The following is a 23,104-nucleotide window of genomic DNA, read 5'->3' on the forward strand; positions in this document are numbered from 1 at the left end:
TCAGATCCCCTTTCTGCCGCGGATCATCTTCAGACCCACGGGAAGCAGCGCCAACAGGCACAGGCCCAGCACCGGCAACAGGATCCGCGGCTCAAAGAAAATGTCCAGATCGGGCGTGCCGCCCTGTTCGAACACCTCGCCCAGCCCCGCCCCGACCGAGGTCAGCACCAGCGCCCCGGGGATGATGCCGAAGAAGGTGGCGATGACAAATCGGTTCAGCGGCACGCCGACCATGGCGGGAATGAGGTTGGCCACGAAGAAGGGCACCGCCGGCACCAGCCGGATCAGAAACAGCATCGACCACTGGTTCTCGTCGATGCCGGTCTTGATCCGCCGGACCATGCCGTCGCCCGCCCCCATCCGTGCCGCCAGCCGGTCGCCCAGCCCCATCCGCGCCGCCAGGAAGATCAGCGTGGCACCCGCGGTTGCGGCCACCATGTTGATCAGCGTGCCGGGAAAGATGCCGAACAGGAAGCCGCCGGTCAGCGAGGCCACGGTCGCGCCGGGCAGGCTGAAGGCGACGATCAGGATGTAGACCAGCACGAAGATCGCGACAGTGAGGGCGTAGTTGGCATCGCGATAGCCCAGAAGAACCTCGCGGTTTTCGCGCAATGCCTCGAAGCCAAGCTGGTCGCGCAGGACGAAGGCCCCGACCAGGGCGACGACCCCGACCAGAAGGATCGGTATCCAGCGCAAGCCGGAGCGGGCGGGGGGAAGCGGATCTTGCATCAAGGGGTCTTTCGGCCTGGCGCCGGCAATGGCACCGACTGGCGGACCATGCCCGCAAAAGGCCGCGTGCGACAGCCCGCTCACACGGGGTTGATCCGGGGTTACAGCGCGGGAAGCGATCAGACGGTGTATCGCGCCTGCGTTTCCTCAGCGCAGGCGCAGCCGGGCGCGTTGGCCGTCGCGCTCGATATCGAGGCTGCTGACAGCGGCGCCGCCCCCAAGGCGCCTGAGATCCGCGCTGCTGCTGACAGGGGTGCCGTTGATAGCCGTGATCAGGTCGCCCGGCCGCAGGCGGAGGCGCCGCGCCGGACCCTCGACCGACAGGACGACAACGCCCTGGTCCAGTTCCAGCGGCAGATCCATCTCGTCGATGACGGCGGGGTTGATGTTGGCCAGCGTCAGGCCGGCCAGCGCGCCGGTGCGGATCGTCACGGCATCGCGGGGCGGCGTTTCGGGCGCGGTGAACAGCTCCACGCTGGCCTGTCGCGGGGCCGTGCCATTCGCGGCACCCTGGTCGTCAGGGCGCAGGTAGCTGACCGTCACCTCCGTGCCGGTGCCCGCCGCCAGCAGCCGGAAGAGAAGCTCGGCGGGGCGGTCGACGGGGCGGCCGTCGACCTGAACCACCACGTCGCCGCGCCGCAGGCCGGCTTGTCCGAAGGGGCTTTGCGGGTGCATCCGGGTGATGATGACGCCGGCCGGGCGGTCCATTCCCACGGCTTCGGCCAGGGCCGAGGTCATTTCCTGAACGGTCAGGCCGGCCCAGGGGCGGCGGGGAGCCTCCAGCCCCTCGTCGGCCTGGCGTAGATACTGGGCGATCAGGTTGGCGGGGATGGCAAAGCCGATCCCGTTCGATCCGCCCGAGCGGGTCAGGATCGAGGTGTTCACCCCCACCAGCCGCCCCTGCATATCCACCAGCGCCCCGCCAGAGTTGCCGGGGTTGATGGGCGCGTCGGTCTGGATGAAATAGCCGGTCCCCCGCCCCAGGTCGCCCCCGCTGCGCGCCAGCCCCGACACGATGCCCGAGCTCACGGTCTGGCCGACCCCGAACGGGTTGCCGATGGCCAGCACCAGGTCGCCCACCTCGATCGCGTCGCTGTCGGCCAGCCGCAGGAAGGGCAGGTCGCGGGCGTCCTCGATCCGCATCACCAACAGGTCGGCTTCTGGGTCGCCCAGCAGAACCTTGGCGTCGAACTCGCGTCGGTCGGACAGCACCACGCGGATGTCCGTGGCGCCCCCCGCCACGTGATAGTTGGACACAACCAGCCCGTCGGCCGACAGGATCACGCCCGAGCCAAGCGAATTCTCGAACCGGGGGGAGCCACGGTCGAGATGGCCGAAGAACTGCGAGAAGAAGGGGTCATCCGCGAAGGGGCTGCGCCGCTGGGGCAGCTCGCGCTTGGCGTAGATGTTGACCACCGCCGGAGCGGTCGTCTTGACCACCGGCGCAAAGCTCAGCTGTACCTGCGGCTGGCTTTCGGGCGCCTGGCGGGCCGGCGCGCCCTCCGACTGGGCCACCAGGGCCGGCAGGCCGACGGCGGCAAGCGTGATGGCAAGGAGCAGCGCGGACAGGGTGCGGGGCATTCGGTGATCTCCGTCGTGACTTGGACCGTGACTGGAACCGCGACCGGGGTCGTGGCCCGACCGCTCGCTCGGGGGCAGTCTCATGGACGGAATATGTGTGCACAGGGCCGCCGCGCCGCAACCGGTATCATGTCGCGGCTGGCGGGACGGCGGGCAGGCGCCGGGATCTCAGAACTCGACCGTGACCCCGGGCAGGTTCAGCGCGATCATCAGGTCGCGCAGCTCCTGCCGTGCGGCGATGTTAGACATGTTCAGCTGCTGGATGCCGATGTCCTTGAGGTCCAGAAGGGTCAGGCCCCGGGGGAACAGCTCGCGGAAGATCACCCGCTCGGAAAAGCCGGGGGCGACACGGAAGCCGATCCGCTTGCTGAGGCTTTCCAGCGCGTCGCCGACCTTCTTCTTGTTGTGCATGTATTGCGTGCCAAGACGGTTGCGCAGCACGATCCAGTCGATCGGCGGCAGGCCGGCCTGGTTGCGCAGCTGCCGCGCCGACCAAACCATCTCGGAATAGACCGAAGGGCCCAAGATGTTGCCGTTGTCGGGATCGATCCGCGCCAGCAGGTCGAAATCGACGAAACTGTCGTTGAGCGGGGTAATCAGCGTGTCGGCCAGCGAATGGGCGACCTGGCTCAGGCGCGTATGCGAGCCGGGGCAGTCGATGACGATGAAGTCATAGGCTTCTTCCATTTCGGCCACGGCGGTGGACAGGCGCACGTCATAGATATTCTCGCCCGGGGCCAGGCTGGCCTGGTCGATCTCGGGCAGCTCACGCAGCTCGGGGCTGGCGAAATCGAGGTCGTGGCGCTGGGCATTGGCGACGCGGTTCTCGATGTAGCGGCCGAAGGTGCGCTGACGCAGGTCCAGGTCCATCGCCCCGACGCGGAAACCCATGCGCGCAAGGGCGGTCGCCACGTGCATCGACATGGTCGATTTGCCGGACCCGCCCTTTTCGTTACCCGAAACGATGATATGTGCCAAAACGCGTTCACTCCTGCCCGTAAATGGACGAGAACACCCCAGTTTCGGGCGCACTCATACAATATGTGGTGTAGGATCACTTGGGAAGCCGGAGCAAGGCTTACCGCCCGCCATCGCACCACAAAGCACGTTTTTTATTGCGATAATGCACCAGTTTGCAGGCATTTGGCGGCAACGGGGACGCCCCGGAACGCAAAACGCCGCCCCGGGGGGCGGCGCCTGCAATAGCGGTCGAAGGGATTGGGCTCAGAAGCCGAGGCCTTCGTATTTCTTCTTGAACTTCGAGACGCGGCCGCCGGTGTCCATCAGGCGTGCGCCGCCACCGGTCCAGGCCGGGTGCACCGAGGGGTCCACGTCCAGCGCCAGGGTTTCGCCCTCGGCGCCCCAGGTGGATTTCATCTGCACGATGTCGCCGTTGGTCAGCTTGACGTCGATCAGGTGGTAATCGGGATGGGTGTCTTTTTTCATGGGACCGGTCCTTACGCTTTTGCGCCAGCCGACAGCGGCTTGTAGTTGGTCTTTTCCGCGATCCGGGCAGATTTGCCGCGACGCGAGCGAAGATAGTAGAGCTTGGCGCGACGCACCTTGCCGCGGCGGACGACCTCGATGCTGTCGATGTTGGTCGAGTGCAGGGGGAACACGCGCTCCACGCCCTCGCCGAACGAGATCTTGCGCACGGTGAAGGACCCGGCGATGCCGGCACCGTTGCGGCGCGAAATGCAGACGCCTTCATAGTTCTGCACGCGGGTGCGGGTGCCCTCGGTCACCTTGAAGCCGACGCGAACGGTGTCGCCGGCCTTGAAATCGGGGAAGGTCTTGCCGAGAGCTTCGATCTGCTCGGCTTCGATCTGTGCGATAATATCCATCGCGTATCTCCATACATGCTCGTGGTTTTTTCCACGAAGTTTGTGCCGCCTCAGAGCTCTCGGTCTTCTTCCGGGTCCCTACCGTGTGTCTCACAGTAAGCCCGCCAGAGATCAGGTCTGCGTTCCTTTGTCAGCCTTTCGGCCATGGCCTGCCGCCAGGAGGAGATCTTCGCGTGATGCCCGGAGAGAAGAACTTCGGGTATGTCGCGATCCGCCCAGGTGGCAGGTTTCGTGTATTGCGGGTGTTCAAGCAACCCGTCGGAAAAGGACTCCTCTTCCGTGGATGCCTGATTCCCAAGCACGCGCGGTATAAGGCGGATACTGGCATCTATCAAGGCCTGTGCCGCGATCTCGCCCCCGGTCAGGACAAAGTCACCCAGGCTGACCTCCTCGACGTGGTGATGGTCAAGGACCCGCTGGTCCACGCCCTCGAACCGGCCGCACAGAAGCGTCAGCCCCCGGGCGCGGGAAAACCGCCGCGCCATCGCCTGGTCGAAGGGGCGGCCGCGGGGCGAAAGATAGACCACCGGCCATTCGTCGCGATCCGTCGGCGTGCCGCGCGCGGCGAAGTTGAGGGCCGCGTCAACGATGTCGGGCCGCAGCACCATGCCCGCGCCGCCCCCCGCTGGTGTGTCGTCGACATTGCGGTGCTTGCCCTCGCCGAAGATCCGCAGGTCGATCGGTTCCAGCGCCCAGATCCCCTCCTTCAGGGCCTTGCCGGTCAGGCTTTCGCCCAGCAACCCGGGAAACGCCTCGGGGAAGAGGGTGATGACACGGGCGCACCAGGCGTTCTTGAGGCGGGGCGTCTCGTCCATCAGCGAGCGTGGGCTGCGCGAGGCGCTGATGCTCAGCCGGCCGTGCGAGCGTTCGGGCACGGCGCGCCGAACCCCTTCGCCCGGGGCGGGACCGGAGGGGGGATCGGACGGGGCGGGGGCGGACGCGGTGGCGTCCGACGGCGTGTTTTCTGACGGGGCCACGCCCTTGGCGGGGCGGGCGGGGTCGTCTTTGTCGTCGTTCATGGACCTGCGCCTTTCGGGCCTGCAACGGGGCGGGGCAGCTATAACTGCCGCCGCCCGCGCTCACAAGCCGGCGTCAGGGATGCCCTTAGGCGACGGCGACGATACCGAGGATAACAAGCAGGAACAGGATCAGCACCAGGCCGATGAGGAACTTCGCCCCGGTCATGGCGGCGCCCGACAAACGGCCAAAGCCCAGAAGGCCCGCGACAGCGGCGACGACAAGCAGGATGAGTATGAGTTTGATCATGTATCCGGTCCTTTTCTTCGACGGACCGGCAATTCACGGTCCTGTGACATCAAGGCGCCGGATCGGCAAATGGTTCCCGAGGGCGGTTCAGTCCTGCGGGGCCCCCTTCGCGCCAGCCTTCCGGCCCTGCCGCCTGTCGCCCTCGTCGTCGGGATCCCCGTCGTCCGAGAAAAGGCCCGCCGGCGGGTCGGCGATGATGCGGCCGGCACCCAGGTCGACGGTCGGAACCACCGCCCGGGTGAAGGGCAACAGCACGGTTTCCCGCTGGCCGGGCACGTGCAGCTCCAGAATGTCGTTGGCGCCGGTCTCCAGCACGGCCTTGACCTTGCCCAGCAGCGCGCCGCCGGTGTCCAGCACCTCAAGGCCGATCAGGTCGGCGTGGTAGAATTCGTCATCCGGCAGGGCGGGCAGCGCGTCGCGGGGGGCGTAAAGGCGGATGCCCCGCAGGGCGTCGGCGCCCTCCTTGGTGGTGACACCGCTCAGCCGCGCGGCGAAGCCGGTCTTGACCGGGCGGGTGATCTTCACGTCCCAGCTTTGCTTGCCATCCTCCGAGCTTAGCGGCCCATAGTCGCCAAGGGCGCCCGGATCGGCGCAGAAGCTTTTCAGCCGCACTTCCCCGCGCACGCCGAAGGCCCCGGCCACCGCGCCCACGCAAACCCTGTCCTTGCTCATCCGCTGATCGTCCCGTTGTCTTGTTTCGCTGTCAGCCCCTGAGGGGGCGGCGGTGCGCCGGTCACCGGCGCAGGATTTCCGAGCTGTCGTCGCGGGTTTCCCAGCCGCGTTCCTCAAGCTCGGGTGTCATCGCCTCTTGGCGGGGCCGGCCGACGCAGAGATAGCCGACCAGCAACCACTCCCGCGGCACGTCCAGATCGTCGCTCAGCCGCTCGGGGTCAAGCACCGATACCCAGCCGACGCCGACGCCCTCCGCCCGCGCCACCAGCCAGAACTGGGTGATGGCCGCGACCACGGAATAACGCCGCATCTCGGGCATGGTGCGGGCGCCCAGCCCATGGCCACGCGCCGTTGCCTCATCGCAGAAGATCGCCAGCTGGTGCGGGGCCTCTTCCATGCCGCTGAGTTTCAGCCCGGCGTAAAGCTCGGCCTGCGCGCCTGAGTAGCCGGCCAGCGCCTCGCGGTTGGCCTGGCGGAAGTTGTCCAGCGCCGCGGCCCGGGCGGCCGGGCTTTCGACGCTGACGATGCGCCAGGGCTGGGACAGCCCGACCGAGGGGGCCAGGGCAAAGCTTTGCAGGCAACGCTCAAGCTTGCCCGGTTCCAGCGGCTCGGGGCTGAAATGGCGCACGTCCCGGCGCCAGCGCAGCAGGTCCTCGAGGCCCGCGCGGAAGGCCGGATCGAAGGTGGGCACGTGGGCGTCGGTGGGGGCAGGCCGTGTCATTCGCGGTCACTCCCGGGCAGCATCAGCGCCTCGATCGCGGCAAGATCAGGGGCGCTGAGCGGCAGCTTTGCGTGTTTCATCAACCCCGGCACGCGCGAGGGGTCGGGCAGCAGCTCCAGCCGGCCCAGGGCGCGCAGGACCGGCACCGGGCGCGCCGCCTCGACGAAGCTCGCGTCGCGCAGCCAGTGGGTGTCGCCATGCAGGCTGGCCATGCGGGCCGCGTCCGAGGTCACGACCGCCAAGGCGCAGAAGACGGGCATCGGGGGGGCGTCGGGAGCTTCGGGCGCGCTGCCGTCGGGGGCCAGGAAGACCACGCGGTCGCCCTTTGCCATGCGCTGCACGTCCAGCTCCATGCCACCGCGAAAGATGACCGCGCCCATGATCTGTGCCTCGCGGATCCGCGCCTCGGGCAGCACGGCGAGCCATTGGCTCTGCAGGATCGGCTTGGGTTTCATGGCAAAGACTCCTACGCCGTGGCGCGTCGCCCCGGGGTGTTGCCATTGTCTTAATCAAAAAAAAGCGGCCACCCAAGGGGTGACCGCATTTGTCGTCATCGCAACGGGCCGCGCGGGCCCCGCGCCGATCACTCGGCTGCGGCTTCCTCGGCATCGGCCTCGGGTGCGGCGGTCGCCTCGGCGGCCTCGGCTGCCTTGGCGGCCTTCTCCTCGGCGCGCTCGGTCGCCTTCTTGCCGGGCTTGGCTTTGTTGGGGTTGTTGCGCTCGGTCTTGTCCTTCAGGCCGGCGGCCTCCAGGAAACGGCTGACGCGGTCGGTGGGCTGGGCGCCCTGGTCCAGCCAGTACTGAACGCGCTCGACGTCCATCTTGACGCGCTCTTCGCTGTCCTTGGGCAGGAGCGGGTTGTAGGTGCCCAGCTTCTCCTTGAAGCGGCCGTCGCGGGCCATGCGGCTGTCGGCGGCGACGATGGAATAGTGGGGGCGCTTCTTGGAGCCACCACGGGCGAGACGGATTTTCATGGACATTAGAGTTCTCCTTGGACTGGCGTATGCGGGCGTCAGCCCGATATTCTGATGGAAAGGTTCTGGGTTCGGTTATTTCTGGTGTTCTTCATGGTGCCGGATGACTTCCTGAATGATGAAATTCAGGAATTTCCGGGCGAAGGCGGGGTCGAGGTCGGCGGCCAGCGCCAGTTCCTCGAGGCGGGCGATCTGCCGGGCCTCTCGGTCGGGGTCCGAGGGCGGCAGGTCATGCTTGGCCTTGAGCCGTCCGACAGCCTGGGTGTGCTTGAACCGCTCACCCAGGGTGTAGACGAGGATCGCGTCCAGCCGGTCGATTGAGCCACGGTGATCGCGCAGCAGGTCGGCAGCCAGCGCCACGGGATCGGCCTGGTTCGGATCGCTGTCGTGCATCACACCCCCCCGGGACAGTTGGAAAGGGCGACCCGCACCGTCCCCTCGACCGAGGTGACCTTGGTGCTGGTGGGCTGGATGCCGGTGCAGCGGGTCGCCTCGGCGGCAGCCTGACGGGCGATGATCTCGGCCTGCGCGGGCGTCAGGGTCATGCCGCTGACGATGGTGACATCGGCGGTCGTCGCGTTGCGGGTGACCCAGACGGTCATCCCCTCGGCGGCGAAGGCGGTGCGGTTGGGGCCAAGGTCGCTGGTGTCAGCGCCCTGCATCTGACAGGCGCCCAGCAGCAGGGCCAGGCCCATGGGGATCGCGCGGCGCATCATTTCTTCTTCCCGAAACCGGACAGGCCGGGGGGCAGGGCCGCGCCGCCAAGACCGCCGCCCATGCCGGGCAGGCCCGCGGGCATCTGGCCGCCAGCGCCGCCCATCTGGGCCTTCGCGGCCTCGATATCGGCCTGGCTGGGGCCGCCCTTGCCGAACATCTGGCCCAAGGCGCCGCGCATCATGCCCTTTTTGCCCATTTTTCCCATCTTCTTCATCATGTCCGCCATCTGGCGGTGCATCTTCAGCAGCTTGTTCAGCTCGCTGACCTCAAGCCCCGCGCCCTTGGCGATGCGCTTCTTGCGGCTGGCCTGAAGGAGCTGCGGGTTGGCGCGTTCCTTCTTGGTCATCGACTGGATCAGGGCGATCTGACGTTTCAGCAGGGTATCGTCCATGCCGGCGGCCTCGACCTGCTTGGACATCTTCTTCATGCCCGGCAGCATGCCCATCACGCCTTCCATGCCGCCCAGCTTCTGCATCTGCTCGATCTGGGACTTCAGGTCGTTCATGTTGAACTGACCCTTCTGGAAGCGCTTCATCATGCGCTCGGCCTGTTCGGCCTCGATCGTCTCCTGGGCCTTTTCGACCAGGCTGACGATATCGCCCATGCCAAGGATGCGGCCGGCGACCCGCTCGGGGTGGAACTCTTCCAGCGCGTCCAGCTTCTCGCCAAGGCCGACGAACTTGATCGGCTTGCCGGTGACGGCGCGCATGGAAAGGGCAGCACCGCCGCGGCCGTCGCCGTCCATCCGGGTCAGCACGACGCCCGAGATGCCGATGCGGGCGTCGAAATTCTCGGCGGTGTGAACGGCGTCCTGGCCGGTCAGGCCGTCGACGACCAGCATGGTCTCGCGCGGGGAGGTTACGTCGCGGACGGCCTCGACCTCGGCCATCAGCGCCTCGTCGATGGAGAGGCGCCCGGCGGTGTCCAGCATGTAGACGTCATAGCCGCCCATCGTCGCCTGCTGCTTGGCGCGGCGGGCGATCTCGACCGGGGTCTGGCCCTTGACGATGGGCAGGGTGTCGACGCCGACCTGCACGCCCAGAACGGCAAGCTGTTCCATCGCGGCGGGGCGGTTCACGTCAAGCGAAGCCATCAGCACCCGCTTGCCCGACTTTTCCTTCAGCCGCTTGGCCAGCTTGGCGGTGGTGGTCGTCTTGCCCGAACCCTGCAGGCCGACCATCAGGATCGGCGCGGGCGGGTTGTCGATCTTCAGCTGACCGGCGGTGTCGCCGTCGCCGGCCAGGACATGGACCAGTTCGTCATGGACGATCTTGACGACCTGCTGGCCCGGCGTGACCGAGCGGGTGACTGCCTGGCCGGTGGCCTTTTCCTGGACGGCGGCGACAAAGTCGCGGGCCACGGGAAGCGAGACGTCGGCCTCCAGCAGCGCCACGCGGACTTCGCGCAGGGCGGTCTTTACATCCTCGTCGCTCAGGGCGCCTTGCTTGCCGAGCTTGTCGAATACACCGGAGAGGCGTTCGGATAGCGTCTCGAACATGTTTCGGCCCTCCTTGGCGTGGCGACCGCGATCCTCCGGGCGGAAGGACGGGCCCAAATGCGAAATGCACCCACGGGCGAAACTCGCTGGTGGGTGTCGATCCCCGCTAGACGGGGACCGGAAGCCTGTTCACTTCCGGATTTGGCGCTGCTCTACGCGCGGGGGCGGGCAGAGTCAAGCGTCCCGGGGCAGTGCCGGGACGCAGGGACGAAAGGGTGCCGACACGCGAACGCCGCCCCCGGAGGGACGGCGCGTAGCTGTTTGCAGTGGGCTTGGATCAAGCGGCCAGCGCGGCCACTGCCTCGTTGGCCTTGCGCATGGAGCCCTCGGCGTCGATCGCCAGTTGGTCGGCGGCGACGAACTCGACCTCGGTGATGCCGATGAAGGCCAGCATGTGCCGGATGTAGCGCCCGGCGAAGTCTATGTCCGAACCGATCTCGGTGCCGCCCGAGGCCAGCGCCACGACCGCACGCTTGCCGGTCAGCAGGCCCTGGGGGCCGGTTTCGGTGTAGGCGAAGGTCTCGCCGGCGCGGGCGACCAGATCGATCCAGGCCTTCAGCGCGGCGGGCACCGAGAAGTTGTAGACCGGCGCGCCCAGCACGATGACGTCGGCTGCGCGCAGCTCGGCCACCAGCTCGTCGGACAGGGCGAGGGTCTGGGCCTGCTCGGGGGTGCGCTGCTCGGCGGGGGTGAAGTTGGCGGCGATCCAGTCGCCGTCGATCTGCGGCAGCGGGTTGGCCAGGTCGCGTACGGTAACCTCTGCCTGCCCGAAGCGGGCGATGATGCTGTCGGTCAGGGCGCGGGTGATCGAACCGTCGGTACGGGCCGAGGCGTCGATGCGCAGGATGCGGGTGGCGTCGGTCATTGATGTTTCCTTGCGGGTTGGGCCGTCGCGGGGACGGCACGAAGTGGCGGTTTCTCTCTTCCCTCATGTGGCCAGTGGCGGGCGCGGGGCAATCTTCGCGCCTCAACAGCGGCTGTGCGCAGATGCGCAGAACCCTAAACTGAGCTGTTCTGCGTGCGCCGGTGCAGGGCGCGAAGGGGGCGCCGCGATTGCCTTTGGCTGGCGATTGTGACCCTATCGATCGCAATGGCGGGTGCAGCCCCGCCCGCGGTCCGAGGGGATGCCTGCCGATGCCGATCGACGATTGGGACGAGATCAGAACCGCCTACCAGGTTGCGCGGCTGGGCACGGTCAGCGCCGCCGCCGAGGCGCTGGGCGTCCACCATGCCACCGTGATCCGCCATGTCGACGCGCTGGAGGCGCAGCTGGGCGCGCGCCTGTTTCAGCGCCACGCCCGCGGCTATACCCCGACCGAGGCCGGTCGCGACCTGCTGACCGTCGCCCGCGCCACGGACGAGAACTTCTCGCAGCTGGCCAATCGCATTCGCGGCCTTGCCGAGACTGTCAGCGGAGAGCTGGTCGTCACCTCGGTGCCGGGGCTGGCACCGTTCCTGTCGCGGGTCTTTGCCGCCTACCTGGCCGAGCATCCGCAGGTCGACCTGCGCTACCGCTCGGGCGCGCGGGTTTTCCGGCTGGAGTTCGGCGAAGCCCATGTCGCCATCCGCGCCGGCACCGCCCCGCAGGAGCCCGACAACGTGGTGCAGCCCTTCATGGACCTGCAATTCGGCCTCTTCGCGGCGCCCGCCTACGTCAAGGCCCACGGGCAGCCCACGGCCGAGACCCTGTCGCAGCATCGCTTCGTGGTCCAGGAAGAGGACAACCGCGCCCCCTTCGCCCAGTGGGTGGCGCAGATCGCGCCGGGCGCGCGGCAGGTCCTGCACACGACCGACGCCAACGACACGGCCGAGGCGGTGAAGGCGGGCGCGGGCTTGGGCTTCCTGGCGTTGCGGCCCGCGCCCGATCCCGGCGCCGGGCTGATCCACGTGCCCACGCCCGGGCATGAATTCGTGGCCCAGACCTGGTTGGTGACCCATGTCGACCTGCACCGGACGGTGAAAGTGCAATCCTTCCTGCGCGCGCTGAAGGCCGCCGCCGCAGAGATGGGGGCCGATGTGGGGGGCGAGCCTGGGGCAGAACCAGAGGCAGGGCCCGGCACCGAAGCCGCGTCCTGAGGCCCGCGATTATCCTGCGCGGTCCCCGGGGGCGCAGGCCCGTGGCCCTGCCGCCGATCCTTCCGCTATCTGTCTGATTTCCGGGAACCGTCCGGGGGCGACGGGGTTAGCATTTGACATAACGGAAGGACAGTACTCATGCGCAGCATCATCTATATCGTCGGCCTGGTCGTCATCGTTCTGGCAATCGTCCAGTTCGTGCTCTGATCCCGTTTCACAAGCCGGGACGGAACAGGGCGGGCTCTGGCCGATGCCCGACCCGACCCTGACGTCCCGGCGTGAAACCATCTTTGGAACAACACCTGGCCGCCGCGCCCCCGACAGGGCTCAACCGGCGTCAGGCGATCCCGCGGAAGGGTCGGTCCCGAATTCCGCTTCCAGAAATCTTTCGAACTGATCCAGGTTGACGGGCTCGAACTGTCCGAACCCCTGCATCCAGACCGATGCCGCACGCAGCGCGTCGGGCTCCAGCTTGCACCATTTCACCCGGCCCCGACGCTCCTGCGAGATCAGGCCGGCGGCCGTCAGCACGCCCAGGTGCTTCGAGATGGCGGCAAGCGAGATCTCGAACGGCTCGGCCACGTCGGTGACGGCCATGTCATCCTCAAGCAGCATCGCCAGGATCCGGCGGCGCGTCGCGTCGGCCAATGCCGAGAATACCCTGTCCAGGTCCTGTGTCATGGGGCCGGTTATCCGCCCGCCCGTCGCCATGGTCAACCGTGGGGTTGAATAACGCGAAAGGCGCCAAAAGGGGCCCATGTGCCCAACAGGCGCAATGCCGCACCGCGGAACCACTTTTCAAACCCCCTTAAAAACAATGGCTTACATGGAATTTCCGCGCCCTTATTCGCGCTTGACTCCGAGGGGGTGCGTTTCTAGGTTCCCGGCGACCTTCCGAATGGGGTTTGCGATGGTAAGCGACGCGGACAAGGAGCGGCTGAAACAGCTCGATGCCCGCATCGCTGCGGCCAAGTCGGCGCGCAAGCCAAAGCCGCATTCGGAGGAACATTATTCACAGGCGCATCTGGCCTGGCGGATGGTGATCGAACTTGTGGCCGGTCTCGGGATCGGTTTCGGCATCGGGTACGGTCTGGATTACGTCCTTGAGACGCTTCCGATCTTCCTGGTGCTGTTCACGCTTCTGGGCTTTGCCGCAGGAGTGAAAACGATGATGCGGACGGCCAAGGAGGCCGGATCGCTGGCGCAGGCCAAACAGGCCGAGGACGAGGGGAACTGACGTGGCTGTAGAGCAGGAAGCAGGCGGCGGGCTGGAAATTCACCCGATGGACCAGTTCATCGTGAAGCCGCTTTTCGGCGGGGACGCGGTGCATTGGTATACCCCCACCAACGCCACGCTGTGGATGTTCGCGGCGCTGCTGGGCATCGTCCTGCTGCTGGTCGTCGGCACCCGTGGCCGTGCCATCATCCCCAGCCGCATCCAGTCTATCAGCGAACTGGCCTACGGCTTCGTCTACAAGATGGTCGAGGATGTCTCGGGCAAGGATGGCCTGAAGTACTTCCCCTACATCATGACGCTGTTCCTGTTCATCGTCTTCGCGAACTTCCTGGGCCTGCTGCCCATGGCCTTCACGCCGACCAGCCACATCGCGGTCACCGCGACCCTGGCGCTGGCCGTGTTCATCGCCGTCACCGTGCTGGGCGTGGTCAAGAACGGCGTGTCCTTCCTGGGCCTCTTCTGGATCAGCTCCGCGCCGCTGGTGCTGCGTCCGATCCTGGCCCTGATCGAGGTGATTTCCTACTTCGTCCGCCCGGTCAGCCACTCGATCCGACTTGCCGGCAACATGATGGCCGGTCACGCCGTGATCAAGGTTTTCGCGGGCTTTGCCGGTGTTCTGGGGCTGGGCGCCATCGCGCCGATCCTCGCCATCACCGCGGTCTACGCGCTGGAGATGCTGGTGAGCTTCATTCAGGCCTACGTCTTCGCGATCCTGACCTGCGTGTATCTGCGCGACGCCCTTCACCCCGCCCACTAACCGCTGGCACCACCCGGCCCCGGGCGGGCCCGAACGACCGAATACGACCGACAACACGATCAAACGAACTTTTAGCCAATTCCAACGTAAGGAGACATCTCATGGAAGGCGATATCGTACAAATGGGTGCATACCTCGGTGCTGGCCTGGCCTGTATCGGCATGGGCGGCGCCGCCGTCGGTGTGGGCAACGTGGTTGCCAGCTTCATCACCGGCGCCCTGCGCAACCCTTCGGCCGCTGCTTCGCAGACCGCCACCATGTTCATCGGTATCGCATTTGCCGAAGCGCTGGGGATCTTCTCGTTCCTCGTCGCGCTGCTGCTGATGTTCGCCGTCTAAGCATCGCCTGAGCTATCCTTGCGACCGGGCGGGGCGGGCTGATTGCCCGTCCCGCCCAGGTCGAAACACCGGTTCCAGGAGACGACAATGGCCACAAAAACAGCGCTGGCTACAGAGGCGGGGGAAACCGCCGCCACCGGCATGCCCCAGCTGGATTTCTCGACCTTCCCCAACCAGATCTTCTGGCTGGTCATCACGCTGGTCGCGATCTATTTCGTGCTGTCGCGCATTGCGCTGCCGCGCATCGCATCCGTCCTGGCCGAACGGCAGGGGACGATCACCAATGATATCGCTGCCGCCGAAGAACTGAAGCTGAAGGCCGCCGCGGCCGAGGATGCCTACAATCAGGCCCTTGCCGACGCGCGTGTCGAAGCACAGAACATCATCGCCGAGGCCCGCGCCGAGATCCAGAAGGACCTGGATACGGCCAATGCCCACGCGGACGCGGAGATTGCCGCCAAGACCGCCGAGGCCGAAGCCCGCATCGAAGAGATGCGCGCATCCGCCATGGAAAGCGTCACCGAGGTTGCCCGCGCCACCGCACGCGAGGTCGTCTCGGCCATCGCCCCGATGGACGTGGACGACGCCAGCGTCACCGCCGCCGTCGACCAGCAGCTGAAAGGTTGATCGATATGAAACACGCCTTCCTGTCGATCCCCGCCACCCTTGCTGCCCTGGCCGCCGCGCCGGCACATGCCGCGTCGGGTCCCTTCTTCAGCCTCTACAACACCGACTTCGTCGTCCTGATCGCCTTCGTGCTGTTCCTGGCGGTGCTTTTCTACTTCAAGGTGCCCTCCAAGGTCGGCGCCATGCTGGACAAGCGCGCTGTCGAGATCCGTTCGGAGCTGGACGAGGCCAAGGCCCTGCGCGAAGAGGCCCAGACGCTGCTGGCCTCCTACGAGCGCAAGCAGAAAGAGGTTGAGGAGCAGTCCCGCCGCATCGTCGAGACCGCCCGCACCGAGGCTCAGGCCGCGGCCGAGCAGGCCAAGGAAGACATCCGCAACTCGATCGCCCGTCGCCTGAAGGGTGCCGAGGACCAGATCGCCTCGGCCGAGGCAAAGGTCATCCGCGACATGCGTGACCGCGCCGTCACCGTGGCCATCGCCGCCGCGACCGAGGTCATCTCCAAGAAGATGGGTGCCGCCGAGGGCAACGCGCTGATCGACCAGTCGGTCCGCACGGTCGAGGCCAAGCTGCACTGATCCCCTACCGCCCCCGGGCGGTGGTATCGGACAAAGAAAAACCCGGTCCTCGCGGCCGGGTTTTTTCGTGCTTGGGAGGTGCTTCCGGCAACGGGCCGGCGCCCTCACATCTCGCGCACGTGCTCGTAGCGCTGCTTGGCGATCATCTCGTTATGTTCGGCCTTCTGCTGCTCGATCAGGCACTTCTCGACATAGTCCAGATGCTCTTCGACCGCGCGCCGTGCGGCGGCCGGGTCGCGCTCCTGCAGGGCCGTGTTGATGGCGCTGTGCTGTTGCAGCAGGACGGCGCGGGTGGTGCGTTGGCGGAACATCACCTGCCGGTTGTAGAAGACCCCGGTGCGCAGCAGCCCGAACATCGAGCGCATCATGTGCAGCATGACGATGTTGTGGCTGGCCTCGACGATGGCCATGTGGAATTCGGCGTCCAGCCGGGCCTCGTCGTTCTGGTTGCGCTTGCTCTGGACGCCTTCCATCTTGCAGTAGATTGTGTTGATGACCTTCAGGTCCGTCTCGGATCCCCGCAACGCCGCGCGTTCGGCCGCCAGCCCTTCCAGGTCGCGGCGGAAGGCGATGTAGTCGAAGACCGCTTCCTGATGCTCGGAAAATAGCCGCGTCAGCGCCTCGGGGAAGGCGGCGGCCAGGCTGTCATCGACAAAGATGCCGGATCCGGCCCTCGATGTCAGAAGGCCGCTTTCCTGAAGACTTGCGATCGCCTCGCGCAGCGAAGGCCGCGAAACGCCCAGCTTTTCGGACAGCTCACGCTCGGACGGCAGGCGCTGGCCCGGGCGCAGCACGCCGCGCAGGATCAGCAGCTCGATCTGCCGCACAACGGCACAGGAAAGCTTTTCGGGGGTTATTGGGGTGAATGGCATTCTCGCTCCGTCGTCTGGACGAAGCATAGAAAGACCGTGCCATGCGGACAATCGGAAATGCGTCCCGCCCGGTTGGGGCGGGACGCAATCGTTTGATCAGGTGTTCGGGCGGATGATGATCTCGACCCGGCGGTTCTGGGCACGACCCGACGCGTTCAGGTTGGACGCGATGGGCTCTTCCTCGCCGCGGCCGATGGCACGGATCCGGCTGGAGCGGACGCCCGAGTCGACCAGGATGCTGGACACCGCGCGTGCGCGACGGGTCGAGAGGTCCTGGTTGTAGGAGGCGGTCCCGGTGTTGTCGGTGTGGCCGATGATGGCCACGGTGCTGTCGGGATAATCCTGCAGGTTGCGTGCGAGGGCGCGCAGGTCCGAACGCAGGCCGTCACGGACATAGGTGCTGTCCACGTCGAACAGGATGTCCTGGGGCATGGTCACGATCAGTTCGCGGCCAGTGTTGACGATGCGGACCTGGTCGTTGTTGATCGAGCCGCGCAGCGCCTCGGCCTGGCGGTCCAGGTTGTTGCCGATCGCGCCGCCGATGGCAGCGCCGATGCCGGCCCCGACCGCGCCCTTGAGCAGGCGGTCTTCCTTACTGTTGAGGCCCACCGCCGCGCCGAGAACACCGCCGATGGCGGCGCCGGTCTTGGCGTTCTGGTTGTTGTTCGGGCCGGGCTGGCCCTGGTAGGTGGGGTCGCAGGCTGCCAGGGCCATGGTGCCGGAAAGGGCCAGGGCCACTGTGATCTTGGTGCGGTTCATGATGGTCGAAACCTCTGCTCATTCGTGAAGACGCTAGTTTATCGTGTAAATATGGCGCGCACAGGCTTTATGGCAAGCTTCCTGACCATCGGCAAATAGCCGCTTTCGATCACAATGTCGCCGGTTGGCCGTGGGTAGGACCACGCGGAGGCCGGATCGAGGCTCAGGCGCGGTTCAGGGCGCGAGCGCTCAAAAGCCCGGGCTCGGCCTTTTGTGAGGCTTCCGCCGGCTGCATGGTCGCCCCGGGCGCAAGACCCGTGCCATCGACCTCGGCGCCCTCGGCGCGCGCGGCCTCGCGTGCCAGCATCGCCCGTTTGACCGGCAGCCCCCAGTGATAACCGCCCAGCCCGCCCGACTTGCGCACCGCCCGGTGACAGGGGATCAGCCAGCTGACGGGATTGCGCCCGACGGCCGTGCCGACGGCGCGCACCGCTGACGGGCTGCCGACCCGCGCGGCGATCTCGGAATAGGTCGTGACCTGGCCCGAGGGGATGTTCATAAGCGCCTCCCAGACCTTGATCTGGAAGGGCCCGCCGATCAGATGCAGCCGCGCCCGCCCCTCGTCCAGTGCTGCGCGGACCAGCGGCTCCACCCCGGCGCGATCGTCGATCAGCTCGGCCTTTGGCCAACGGGCGGCCATGTCGGCGAAGGCGGCCTCGCGCCCCATGTCGCCGGCGAAGGCAATGCCGCAAAGCCCGCGCTCGGTGCCCATGGCCAGCATGTCGCCGAACGGGCTGTCGAACCAGCCGTGGCGGATGCGCAGGCCGGCGCCCCGGTCGGCATATTGCCCGGGCGTCATGGCCTCCCACCGGATGAACAGGTCGTGCAGGCGCGAATTGCCCGACAGGCCCACCGCCTCGGCGGTCTCGAGGGTGGTGAACCGCTCGCGCAGAAGCGCCCGGGCATGGCCCAGGGTCAGATACTGGTGAAAGCGCTTGGGACTGATGCCCACCCATTGGCTGAACAGCCGCTGGAAATGGGCAGGGCTCATGTGCATCCGCGCCGCCAGGTCCGACAGCGACAGCTCCTCGCCCTGATGGGTGTCGATGATCTCGATCGCGCGGCGGATCACCTGGAAATGGTAGCTTTCGTCTGGCACGCCGTCCCCTCCGTCTGATGTTCCGAGTTAACCCCCCACATCCGCCGCAGTCGATCCGAATCTTGCGCAAGCGGCGCGATGCTTGCGGGGCGCGGCCAAGCACGGCATACACGCTGCGATGCGCCAGCCCCTGCCATACGAGACCCAGGTCGAGATCTTCTCGCGCTTCCGCGCGCAGGAGCCCGAGCCGCGCGGCGAGCTTGAGCATGTCAACGCCTACACCCTGCTGGTCGCCGTGGCGCTTTCGGCCCAGGCGACCGACGCCGGGGTCAACCGGGCCACGAGGGCACTTTTCCAGGTCGCCGACACGCCGCGCAAGATGCTCGACCTTGGCGAGGAGGCCCTGGTCGAGCATATCCGCACAATCGGTCTTTTCCGCAACAAGGCGCGCAACGTCATCAAGCTGAGCCGCATCCTGGTCGAGGAGCACGAAGGCGAAGTCCCCTCGTCCCGCGCGGCGCTGCAGGCCCTTCCTGGCGTCGGGCGCAAGACCGCCAATGTGGTCCTGAACATGTGGTGGGGTCATCCCGCCCAGGCGGTCGACACCCACATCTTCCGCATCGGCAACCGCACCGGGATCTGTCCCGGGCGCGACGTGGTCGCGGTCGAACGCGCGATCGAGGATCACGTCCCGGTCGAGTTCCAGCGCCACGCACACCACTGGCTGATCCTGCACGGCCGATATATCTGCAAGGCGCGCAAGCCGCTTTGCGCCAATTGTCTCATTCGCGATCTCTGCCCATTCGAGGAAAAAACCGTATGAAAAAGCTCCAGGTTGTCGGTATCGGCAACGCGCTGGTGGACGTTCTGACCACCGAGACCGAGGAATTCCTGTCCGAGAACGGGGTCGACAAGGGGATCATGCAGCTGATCGACCGGGACCGTGCGCGCACGCTCTACGACCGGGTCGGCCCCGCGACCGAAATCTCGGGCGGCTCGGCGGCCAACACCATCGCCGGCATCGCCCAGCTGGGCGGGCGCACGGCCTATGTCGGCAAGGTGCGCGACGACCAGCTGGGGGCGATCTTTGCCCATGACCTGCGGGCCCAGGGGGCGGGCTACGACACCCGGCCCGCGCCTGCCGACCACGCGCGCGAGACCGGGCGCTGCATCGTCATCGTGACACCGGATGGCGAGCGGTCGATGAACACCTACCTCGGCGTCACCGAGGAGCTGGGCCCCGAGGATATCGACCCCGCCCTCATGGGCGATGCCGACTGGATCTACCTGGAAGGCTACCGCTTCGACGGTCCCGGCAGCCACGAGGCCTTCGCCAAGGCGCTCGAAGCCAGCCGCAAGGCCGGCGGCCGCGGCGCGCTGACCCTGTCCGACCCTTTCTGCGTCGAGCGTCACCGCGACGCCTTCCGCCGGATGATCCGTGACGATATCGACCTGCTCTTCTGCAACCGCGCCGAGCTTCTGTCGATGTACCAGACCGACGATTTCGATGCGGCCCTGGCAGAAGGTGCGGCCGATGTCGCCATCCTCGCCTGCACCGACAGCGCCAATGGCGCCCACGTCATGCACGAGGGCAACCACTGGCACGTCCCCGCGACCCCGGTTGCGAAGGTCGTGGACGCCACGGGCGCCGGCGATCTCTTTGCCTCGGGCTTTCTCTGGGCGGTGGCCGAGGGAATGGATCTTGAGACGGCCGGCCGGGCGGGCTGCATCGCGGCCGGAGAGGTCATCACCCACATTGGCGCCCGCGCCGAAACCGACCTGCGCAGCCTGTTGAAGAGCCACGGCATCGGCTGACGGGACCCGGCGCGGCCGCCCCGAGTTGGCCGCGTCGGATTGCCCGGAACTATGCTCGTCCCTTGCGGATTCGGCGCCTTCGTCTGCGCCCCGATATCCAGCGGGCGGCGAATAGCCCCTGCGGTGCGCGGCCACCTCTCGTGCGGCAGCCTTCGGCGAGGATATTTTTACGACACTGAAGTGCGGGGCGCGCTTGTCCATGTGCACGCGCCCCGCGCCCGGGATCGTTCGGACCGTCGCCGAGGCTGTCCCGGTCGCGAGGCGCGCCTTCACTGTCGGCGGTCATCGGCATCCCTGCCTGTACCGCCCCGCGAGCCTGCGCCCACCCGGTTAAGCGCGCGTGAATCCCGGCTTCAGTGTCGTAAAAATATCCAGGCGCGAGCCGGGGGCCGCCGCCTCAGCCGGAAAGCTTGGCGTGGACCTCGGCCAGGTCGATCTCTCCCACCGGCATCTTGTTGGCAGGGTTCTCGAAATCGTAGCGGAAGAGTTGAAAGTCGGGTTTGTACATCTCGTAGACGAGATGCATCGACAGGTCGTCGAAGTAGTCCTCGACCGGGTGGGCGCGCTTGGGGCCGTGGCCCTCGCTTTCGTTGAAGCGCGGGATCTTGTCCAAGTCCACGGGGCATCTCTGCTCGGTCGCATCCAGCACCGATTGCATGCCCTCGTTGAACTTCTCGGTGAAGAAGATGTTGTCGTAGGTTCCGCCGTTGGCAATGAAGGTCGACACGTGACCCGAGATCGCGGACCAGTGAATGTCGGGATCCATCGGTCGGCGCCAGCGGATGGTGTCGCGGGCAAAAAGCAGGAACCGGCGGAAGGAGGCGATCTGGTCGAAATCGCCCTCGACCTCGATTCCGTAGCGCTGAATCAGCAGTGGCACCAGGTTGCCGCGGTAGCGGCGCCCGTTGCGCTGGATGCCGCAGATCTTGTCGAAGAACGAGCTGAGGATCCGGGTGTAGGGGTTGCGCACGCAGGTGAAGGCGTAGGAGCGGTGGGCGGCGACATTGGCCTCGATCCGGGGCTGGCTGTCTTCCAGGGCCCACTTGTGCAACCCGTCGGTGGCATCGTGGATGTCGCCGTCGAAGAACTCCCCGTGATCGGAATAGTACATGATCTGGCCGATCGTCGAGCAGGCGCATTTGGGCACCACGCGATAGACCATGCTTTCGCTTTGCGTCATCCAGGTGCCGGGGAAACCCATCGAGCCTTGCCTTCCGTTCGACGGCGCTGCCGGCGCCGTTTCTGAAGCTGCAAAAAACCAAATATCCGGCGGGTTATCAATGACCCCGTGCCATCGATGGTGTAATCAGGTCGCGAAGCGCGGCGGGTTTGCACAGGCGCGGGGGCGGTGTATCCATGAGGCGCCCCCGATGCGACCGCAGGTCGGGGGCACGGTCGAAAGGTAAGCGTTCGCGACATGGCAAAAATCGCCTTCATCCTGCTCTGTCACAAGGATCCGGACGCGATCATCCAGCAGGCCACCCAGCTTACGGCCGCGGGTGACTGCATGGCGATCCATTTCGACGGCTCGGCCAAGCGCGAGCATTACCAGAAGATCCGCATCGCCCTTGCCGACAATCCCAACGTGACCTTCGCGCCGCGCCGCATCAAGTGCGGCTGGGGGGAGTGGTCACTGGTCGAGGCCACGCTGAGCGCGCTGGGCGCCGCGGTCGAGGCCTTCCCCCGCGCCACCCATTTCTACATGCTCTCGGGCGATTGCATGGCGATCAAGTCGGCCGACTTCGCCCACGAGTTCCTGGACGCGCGCGATGTCGACTACATCGAGAGCTTCGATTATTTCGCGAGCGACTGGATCAAGACCGGCATGAAGGCCGAGCGGCTGATCTATCGCCACTTCTTCAACGAGCGCACCCAGAAGGCCCTGTTCTACGGCGCCTTCCGCCTGCAGCAGCGGCTGGGTCTGACCCGGCGGATCCCGGCGGACCTGCAGATGATGATCGGCAGCCAGTGGTGGTGTCTGCGCCGCCGCACGGCCGAGTGGGTTCTGGATTTCTGTCGTCAGCGCAAGGACGTGATGCGCTTCTTCCGCACGACCTGGATCCCGGACGAGACCTTCTTTCAGACCATCGTGCGCCACCTGATTCCCGACAACGAGATCGACAGCCGGACGCTGACCTTCCTGATCTTCTCGGATTACGGAATGCCGGTCACCTTCTTCAACGATCACTACGACCTGCTGCTCAGCCAGGATTTCCTGTTCGCCCGCAAGATCTCGCCCGATGCGATGGAGTTGAAGGCGCGGCTGGCTGCGCTTTGGGCCGGGGGGCGGCGGGATTTCCAGATCTCGAACGAGGGGCGGCGCCTGCACAAGTTCCTCACGGGGCGCGGCCGCATCGGTCGTCGCTATGCCCCGCGTTTCTGGGAGCGCGAAAGCACCCTGGGCCGCGAGCGCGAGCTGCTGATCCTGAGCTGCAAGAAATGGCACGTGGCCAAACGGCTGGTCGACCGTATCCAGAAGAAGGCCGGCATCCCGGGCATCGAATATCTTTTTGACGAGGAAAGCACGCCGCTGCCCGACCTTGGGGGCATCCAGCGCACGCTGGACAAGCGCATGCGTCATCGCCGCTCGCTGATGCGCATGGTCTTCGATTATCACAAGACCGACCGCATGGTGATCTGCCTCGATCCCAAGAACCTGGAAATGCTCGAGGATTTCTTCTCGGACCGGTCGATCACGCGGCTGCTGGAAATCGAGTGCGAGTTCTCGGACGAATACCTTCTGGGCCATGCCCGGCGGGTCGGGCTTGCCAGCGACCAGACCCCCGACGAGACGGTGGCGCAGATGCTGCCGACGATCCGCTATGACGTGGTCTACGAAAGCGACCGGATCCGGGATGCCAACTTCCCCCGGCTCTACCGCATCTCGGAGAGTGCGTCGGTCGAGGAGAACGCGGCCGTGCTGGCGACCTTCCTCAGCGCCGAGGTGGAGACGGCCCGCGACATCATCGAATCGGATCACCTGTTTTCAGACTGACACAAGGGGCCTG

29 protein-coding genes are annotated in these 23,104 nt (G+C 66.5%); 9 read left to right on the plus strand and 20 right to left on the minus strand.

The features are described 5' to 3' along the window. From CLV77_RS01035 to CLV77_RS01105, 15 genes are all read right to left on the minus strand, one after another. Window positions 1–729, minus strand: coding sequence for a TVP38/TMEM64 family protein (locus CLV77_RS01035; protein ID WP_076979653.1), 729 nt, complete (start codon window positions 727–729; stop codon window positions 1–3). A 147-nt stretch (window positions 730–876) separates the two neighbouring features. Next, the gene (locus CLV77_RS01040; RefSeq protein ID WP_083707750.1) at window positions 877–2,310 is read right to left on the minus strand and encodes a trypsin-like peptidase domain-containing protein; all 1,434 of its coding nucleotides are present in this window, start codon (window positions 2,308–2,310) and stop codon (window positions 877–879) included. Window positions 2,311–2,478: 168 nt separating this feature from the next. After that, window positions 2,479–3,288, minus strand: coding sequence for a division plane positioning ATPase MipZ (locus tag CLV77_RS01045; protein WP_076979652.1), 810 nt, complete (start codon window positions 3,286–3,288; stop codon window positions 2,479–2,481). A 246-nt stretch (window positions 3,289–3,534) separates the two neighbouring features. After that, complete coding sequence (rpmE, locus tag CLV77_RS01050) at window positions 3,535–3,756, minus strand: 50S ribosomal protein L31 (RefSeq protein WP_076979651.1); 222 nt, start codon at window positions 3,754–3,756, stop codon at window positions 3,535–3,537. Window positions 3,757–3,767: 11 nt separating this feature from the next. After that, the gene (gene rplS / locus CLV77_RS01055) at window positions 3,768–4,154 is read right to left on the minus strand and encodes a 50S ribosomal protein L19 (RefSeq protein WP_076979650.1); all 387 of its coding nucleotides are present in this window, start codon (window positions 4,152–4,154) and stop codon (window positions 3,768–3,770) included. Window positions 4,155–4,204: 50 nt separating this feature from the next. Next, window positions 4,205–4,969 carry a tRNA (guanosine(37)-N1)-methyltransferase TrmD gene (gene trmD, locus CLV77_RS01060; RefSeq protein WP_076981063.1) on the minus strand — a complete coding sequence of 255 codons (765 nt, stop codon included), beginning with the start codon at window positions 4,967–4,969 and terminating at the stop codon, window positions 4,205–4,207. A gap of 289 nt (window positions 4,970–5,258) precedes the next feature. Further along, on the minus strand, window positions 5,259–5,420 hold the full coding sequence (locus tag CLV77_RS01065; RefSeq protein ID WP_076979649.1) for a DUF1328 family protein: 162 nt from the start codon (window positions 5,418–5,420) through the stop codon (window positions 5,259–5,261). An 87-nt stretch (window positions 5,421–5,507) separates the two neighbouring features. After that, on the minus strand, window positions 5,508–6,092 hold the full coding sequence (gene rimM, locus CLV77_RS01070; protein WP_083707748.1) for a ribosome maturation factor RimM: 585 nt from the start codon (window positions 6,090–6,092) through the stop codon (window positions 5,508–5,510). 61 nt (window positions 6,093–6,153) lie between these two features. Next, window positions 6,154–6,813: a 5,6-dimethylbenzimidazole synthase gene (gene bluB, locus CLV77_RS01075; RefSeq protein WP_076979648.1), complete on the minus strand. Its 660-nt coding sequence runs from the start codon at window positions 6,811–6,813 to the stop codon at window positions 6,154–6,156. Next, complete coding sequence (locus tag CLV77_RS01080) at window positions 6,810–7,268, minus strand: EVE domain-containing protein (RefSeq protein WP_076979647.1); 459 nt, start codon at window positions 7,266–7,268, stop codon at window positions 6,810–6,812. Before CLV77_RS01080 ends, bluB begins: the two co-directional genes overlap by 4 nt. A 128-nt stretch (window positions 7,269–7,396) precedes the next feature. Then, window positions 7,397–7,792: a 30S ribosomal protein S16 gene (gene rpsP, locus CLV77_RS01085; RefSeq protein ID WP_076979646.1), complete on the minus strand. Its 396-nt coding sequence runs from the start codon at window positions 7,790–7,792 to the stop codon at window positions 7,397–7,399. A gap of 69 nt (window positions 7,793–7,861) precedes the next feature. Continuing rightward, window positions 7,862–8,179, minus strand: coding sequence for a chorismate mutase (locus CLV77_RS01090; RefSeq protein WP_076979645.1), 318 nt, complete (start codon window positions 8,177–8,179; stop codon window positions 7,862–7,864). After that, complete coding sequence (locus tag CLV77_RS01095) at window positions 8,179–8,499, minus strand: hypothetical protein (RefSeq protein WP_076979644.1); 321 nt, start codon at window positions 8,497–8,499, stop codon at window positions 8,179–8,181. The genes CLV77_RS01090 and CLV77_RS01095 overlap by 1 nt, the downstream gene beginning before the upstream one ends. After that, window positions 8,499–10,001 carry a signal recognition particle protein gene (gene ffh / locus CLV77_RS01100; RefSeq protein WP_076979643.1) on the minus strand — a complete coding sequence of 501 codons (1,503 nt, stop codon included), beginning with the start codon at window positions 9,999–10,001 and terminating at the stop codon, window positions 8,499–8,501. The genes CLV77_RS01095 and ffh overlap by 1 nt, the downstream gene beginning before the upstream one ends. Before the next feature lie 277 nt (window positions 10,002–10,278). Beyond that, window positions 10,279–10,866, minus strand: a complete 588-nt coding sequence (locus CLV77_RS01105) for an FMN-dependent NADH-azoreductase (protein ID WP_076979642.1) — start codon at window positions 10,864–10,866, stop codon at window positions 10,279–10,281. Between the two features lie 269 nt (window positions 10,867–11,135). Between CLV77_RS01105 and CLV77_RS01110 the strand changes: the two genes are divergently transcribed. Further along, window positions 11,136–12,077 carry a LysR family transcriptional regulator gene (locus CLV77_RS01110; protein ID WP_076979641.1) on the plus strand — a complete coding sequence of 314 codons (942 nt, stop codon included), beginning with the start codon at window positions 11,136–11,138 and terminating at the stop codon, window positions 12,075–12,077. A gap of 327 nt (window positions 12,078–12,404) precedes the next feature. Here CLV77_RS01110 and CLV77_RS01115 read toward each other — a convergent pair whose 3' ends face one another. Further along, entirely contained in the window at window positions 12,405–12,758 is a 354-nt protein-coding gene (locus tag CLV77_RS01115) for an ArsR/SmtB family transcription factor (protein ID WP_076979640.1), read from the minus strand. Window positions 12,759–12,987: 229 nt separating this feature from the next. Here CLV77_RS01115 and CLV77_RS01120 point away from each other — a divergent pair, with 229 nt between their 5' ends. From CLV77_RS01120 to CLV77_RS01140, 5 genes are all read left to right on the plus strand, one after another. Further along, complete coding sequence (locus CLV77_RS01120; protein ID WP_076979639.1) at window positions 12,988–13,314, plus strand: AtpZ/AtpI family protein; 327 nt, start codon at window positions 12,988–12,990, stop codon at window positions 13,312–13,314. 46 nt (window positions 13,315–13,360) lie between these two features. Further along, window positions 13,361–14,071: a F0F1 ATP synthase subunit A gene (locus CLV77_RS01125; RefSeq protein ID WP_083707747.1), complete on the plus strand. Its 711-nt coding sequence runs from the start codon at window positions 13,361–13,363 to the stop codon at window positions 14,069–14,071. 101 nt (window positions 14,072–14,172) lie between these two features. Then, window positions 14,173–14,409 carry a F0F1 ATP synthase subunit C gene (locus tag CLV77_RS01130; protein WP_076979637.1) on the plus strand — a complete coding sequence of 79 codons (237 nt, stop codon included), beginning with the start codon at window positions 14,173–14,175 and terminating at the stop codon, window positions 14,407–14,409. Between the two features lie 87 nt (window positions 14,410–14,496). Continuing rightward, entirely contained in the window at window positions 14,497–15,036 is a 540-nt protein-coding gene (locus CLV77_RS01135) for a F0F1 ATP synthase subunit B' (RefSeq protein ID WP_076979636.1), read from the plus strand. 5 nt (window positions 15,037–15,041) lie between these two features. Continuing rightward, entirely contained in the window at window positions 15,042–15,611 is a 570-nt protein-coding gene (locus CLV77_RS01140; protein WP_076979635.1) for a F0F1 ATP synthase subunit B, read from the plus strand. A gap of 104 nt (window positions 15,612–15,715) precedes the next feature. On the opposite strand, the gene CLV77_RS01145 is transcribed toward CLV77_RS01140, so the two are convergent. From CLV77_RS01145 to CLV77_RS01155, 3 genes are all read right to left on the minus strand, one after another. Then, on the minus strand, window positions 15,716–16,483 hold the full coding sequence (locus tag CLV77_RS01145) for a FadR/GntR family transcriptional regulator (protein WP_076979634.1): 768 nt from the start codon (window positions 16,481–16,483) through the stop codon (window positions 15,716–15,718). A 96-nt stretch (window positions 16,484–16,579) separates the two neighbouring features. Then, entirely contained in the window at window positions 16,580–17,242 is a 663-nt protein-coding gene (locus tag CLV77_RS01150) for a YiaD family glycine zipper/OmpA-like lipoprotein (RefSeq protein ID WP_076979633.1), read from the minus strand. 163 nt (window positions 17,243–17,405) lie between these two features. Continuing rightward, window positions 17,406–18,341 (minus strand): methylated-DNA--[protein]-cysteine S-methyltransferase, encoded by a 936-nt coding sequence (locus tag CLV77_RS01155; protein ID WP_076979632.1) that lies wholly within the window; start codon window positions 18,339–18,341, stop codon window positions 17,406–17,408. Between the two features lie 118 nt (window positions 18,342–18,459). Here CLV77_RS01155 and nth point away from each other — a divergent pair, with 118 nt between their 5' ends. Next, window positions 18,460–19,104, plus strand: a complete 645-nt coding sequence (gene nth, locus CLV77_RS01160) for an endonuclease III (RefSeq protein ID WP_076979631.1) — start codon at window positions 18,460–18,462, stop codon at window positions 19,102–19,104. After that, a complete protein-coding gene (locus CLV77_RS01165) occupies window positions 19,101–20,096 on the plus strand; it encodes an adenosine kinase (protein ID WP_076979630.1) in 996 nt (331 codons plus the stop codon). The genes nth and CLV77_RS01165 overlap by 4 nt, the downstream gene beginning before the upstream one ends. A gap of 397 nt (window positions 20,097–20,493) precedes the next feature. Here CLV77_RS01165 and CLV77_RS01170 read toward each other — a convergent pair whose 3' ends face one another. Next, window positions 20,494–21,297: a sulfotransferase family protein gene (locus CLV77_RS01170; protein ID WP_076979629.1), complete on the minus strand. Its 804-nt coding sequence runs from the start codon at window positions 21,295–21,297 to the stop codon at window positions 20,494–20,496. Window positions 21,298–21,513: 216 nt separating this feature from the next. Here CLV77_RS01170 and CLV77_RS01175 point away from each other — a divergent pair, with 216 nt between their 5' ends. After that, a complete protein-coding gene (locus CLV77_RS01175; RefSeq protein ID WP_076979628.1) occupies window positions 21,514–23,091 on the plus strand; it encodes a DUF5928 domain-containing protein in 1,578 nt (525 codons plus the stop codon). Window positions 23,092–23,104: the final 13 nt, after the last annotated feature.

Origin of the sequence: Brevirhabdus pacifica, from assembly GCF_002797755.1 — a bacterium.
Lineage (GTDB): Bacteria > Pseudomonadota > Alphaproteobacteria > Rhodobacterales > Rhodobacteraceae > Brevirhabdus > Brevirhabdus pacifica.

What these genes read in the sequence shown, in the direction of transcription:
- CLV77_RS01035 (WP_076979653.1), bottom strand. Translation starts at nt 729, where the DNA reads ATGCAAGATCCGCTTCCCCCCGCCCGCTCCGGCTTGCGCTGGATACCG.
- CLV77_RS01040 (WP_083707750.1), bottom strand. Translation starts at nt 2,310, where the DNA reads ATGCCCCGCACCCTGTCCGCGCTGCTCCTTGCCATCACGCTTGCCGCC.
- rpmE (WP_076979651.1), bottom strand. Translation starts at nt 3,756, where the DNA reads ATGAAAAAAGACACCCATCCCGATTACCACCTGATCGACGTCAAGCTG.
- rplS (WP_076979650.1), bottom strand. Translation starts at nt 4,154, where the DNA reads ATGGATATTATCGCACAGATCGAAGCCGAGCAGATCGAAGCTCTCGGC.
- trmD (WP_076981063.1), bottom strand. Translation starts at nt 4,969, where the DNA reads ATGGACGAGACGCCCCGCCTCAAGAACGCCTGGTGCGCCCGTGTCATC.
- CLV77_RS01065 (WP_076979649.1), bottom strand. Translation starts at nt 5,420, where the DNA reads ATGATCAAACTCATACTCATCCTGCTTGTCGTCGCCGCTGTCGCGGGC.
- rimM (WP_083707748.1), bottom strand. Translation starts at nt 6,092, where the DNA reads ATGAGCAAGGACAGGGTTTGCGTGGGCGCGGTGGCCGGGGCCTTCGGC.
- bluB (WP_076979648.1), bottom strand. Translation starts at nt 6,813, where the DNA reads ATGACACGGCCTGCCCCCACCGACGCCCACGTGCCCACCTTCGATCCG.
- CLV77_RS01080 (WP_076979647.1), bottom strand. Translation starts at nt 7,268, where the DNA reads ATGAAACCCAAGCCGATCCTGCAGAGCCAATGGCTCGCCGTGCTGCCC.
- rpsP (WP_076979646.1), bottom strand. Translation starts at nt 7,792, where the DNA reads ATGTCCATGAAAATCCGTCTCGCCCGTGGTGGCTCCAAGAAGCGCCCC.
- CLV77_RS01090 (WP_076979645.1), bottom strand. Translation starts at nt 8,179, where the DNA reads ATGCACGACAGCGATCCGAACCAGGCCGATCCCGTGGCGCTGGCTGCC.
- CLV77_RS01095 (WP_076979644.1), bottom strand. Translation starts at nt 8,499, where the DNA reads ATGCGCCGCGCGATCCCCATGGGCCTGGCCCTGCTGCTGGGCGCCTGT.
- ffh (WP_076979643.1), bottom strand. Translation starts at nt 10,001, where the DNA reads ATGTTCGAGACGCTATCCGAACGCCTCTCCGGTGTATTCGACAAGCTC.
- CLV77_RS01105 (WP_076979642.1), bottom strand. Translation starts at nt 10,866, where the DNA reads ATGACCGACGCCACCCGCATCCTGCGCATCGACGCCTCGGCCCGTACC.
- CLV77_RS01110 (WP_076979641.1), top strand. Translation starts at nt 11,136, where the DNA reads ATGCCGATCGACGATTGGGACGAGATCAGAACCGCCTACCAGGTTGCG.
- CLV77_RS01115 (WP_076979640.1), bottom strand. Translation starts at nt 12,758, where the DNA reads ATGACACAGGACCTGGACAGGGTATTCTCGGCATTGGCCGACGCGACG.
- CLV77_RS01120 (WP_076979639.1), top strand. Translation starts at nt 12,988, where the DNA reads ATGGTAAGCGACGCGGACAAGGAGCGGCTGAAACAGCTCGATGCCCGC.
- CLV77_RS01125 (WP_083707747.1), top strand. Translation starts at nt 13,361, where the DNA reads ATGGACCAGTTCATCGTGAAGCCGCTTTTCGGCGGGGACGCGGTGCAT.
- CLV77_RS01130 (WP_076979637.1), top strand. Translation starts at nt 14,173, where the DNA reads ATGGAAGGCGATATCGTACAAATGGGTGCATACCTCGGTGCTGGCCTG.
- CLV77_RS01135 (WP_076979636.1), top strand. Translation starts at nt 14,497, where the DNA reads ATGGCCACAAAAACAGCGCTGGCTACAGAGGCGGGGGAAACCGCCGCC.
- CLV77_RS01140 (WP_076979635.1), top strand. Translation starts at nt 15,042, where the DNA reads ATGAAACACGCCTTCCTGTCGATCCCCGCCACCCTTGCTGCCCTGGCC.
- CLV77_RS01145 (WP_076979634.1), bottom strand. Translation starts at nt 16,483, where the DNA reads ATGCCATTCACCCCAATAACCCCCGAAAAGCTTTCCTGTGCCGTTGTG.
- CLV77_RS01150 (WP_076979633.1), bottom strand. Translation starts at nt 17,242, where the DNA reads ATGAACCGCACCAAGATCACAGTGGCCCTGGCCCTTTCCGGCACCATG.
- nth (WP_076979631.1), top strand. Translation starts at nt 18,460, where the DNA reads ATGCGCCAGCCCCTGCCATACGAGACCCAGGTCGAGATCTTCTCGCGC.
- CLV77_RS01165 (WP_076979630.1), top strand. Translation starts at nt 19,101, where the DNA reads ATGAAAAAGCTCCAGGTTGTCGGTATCGGCAACGCGCTGGTGGACGTT.
- CLV77_RS01170 (WP_076979629.1), bottom strand. Translation starts at nt 21,297, where the DNA reads ATGGGTTTCCCCGGCACCTGGATGACGCAAAGCGAAAGCATGGTCTAT.
- CLV77_RS01175 (WP_076979628.1), top strand. Translation starts at nt 21,514, where the DNA reads ATGGCAAAAATCGCCTTCATCCTGCTCTGTCACAAGGATCCGGACGCG.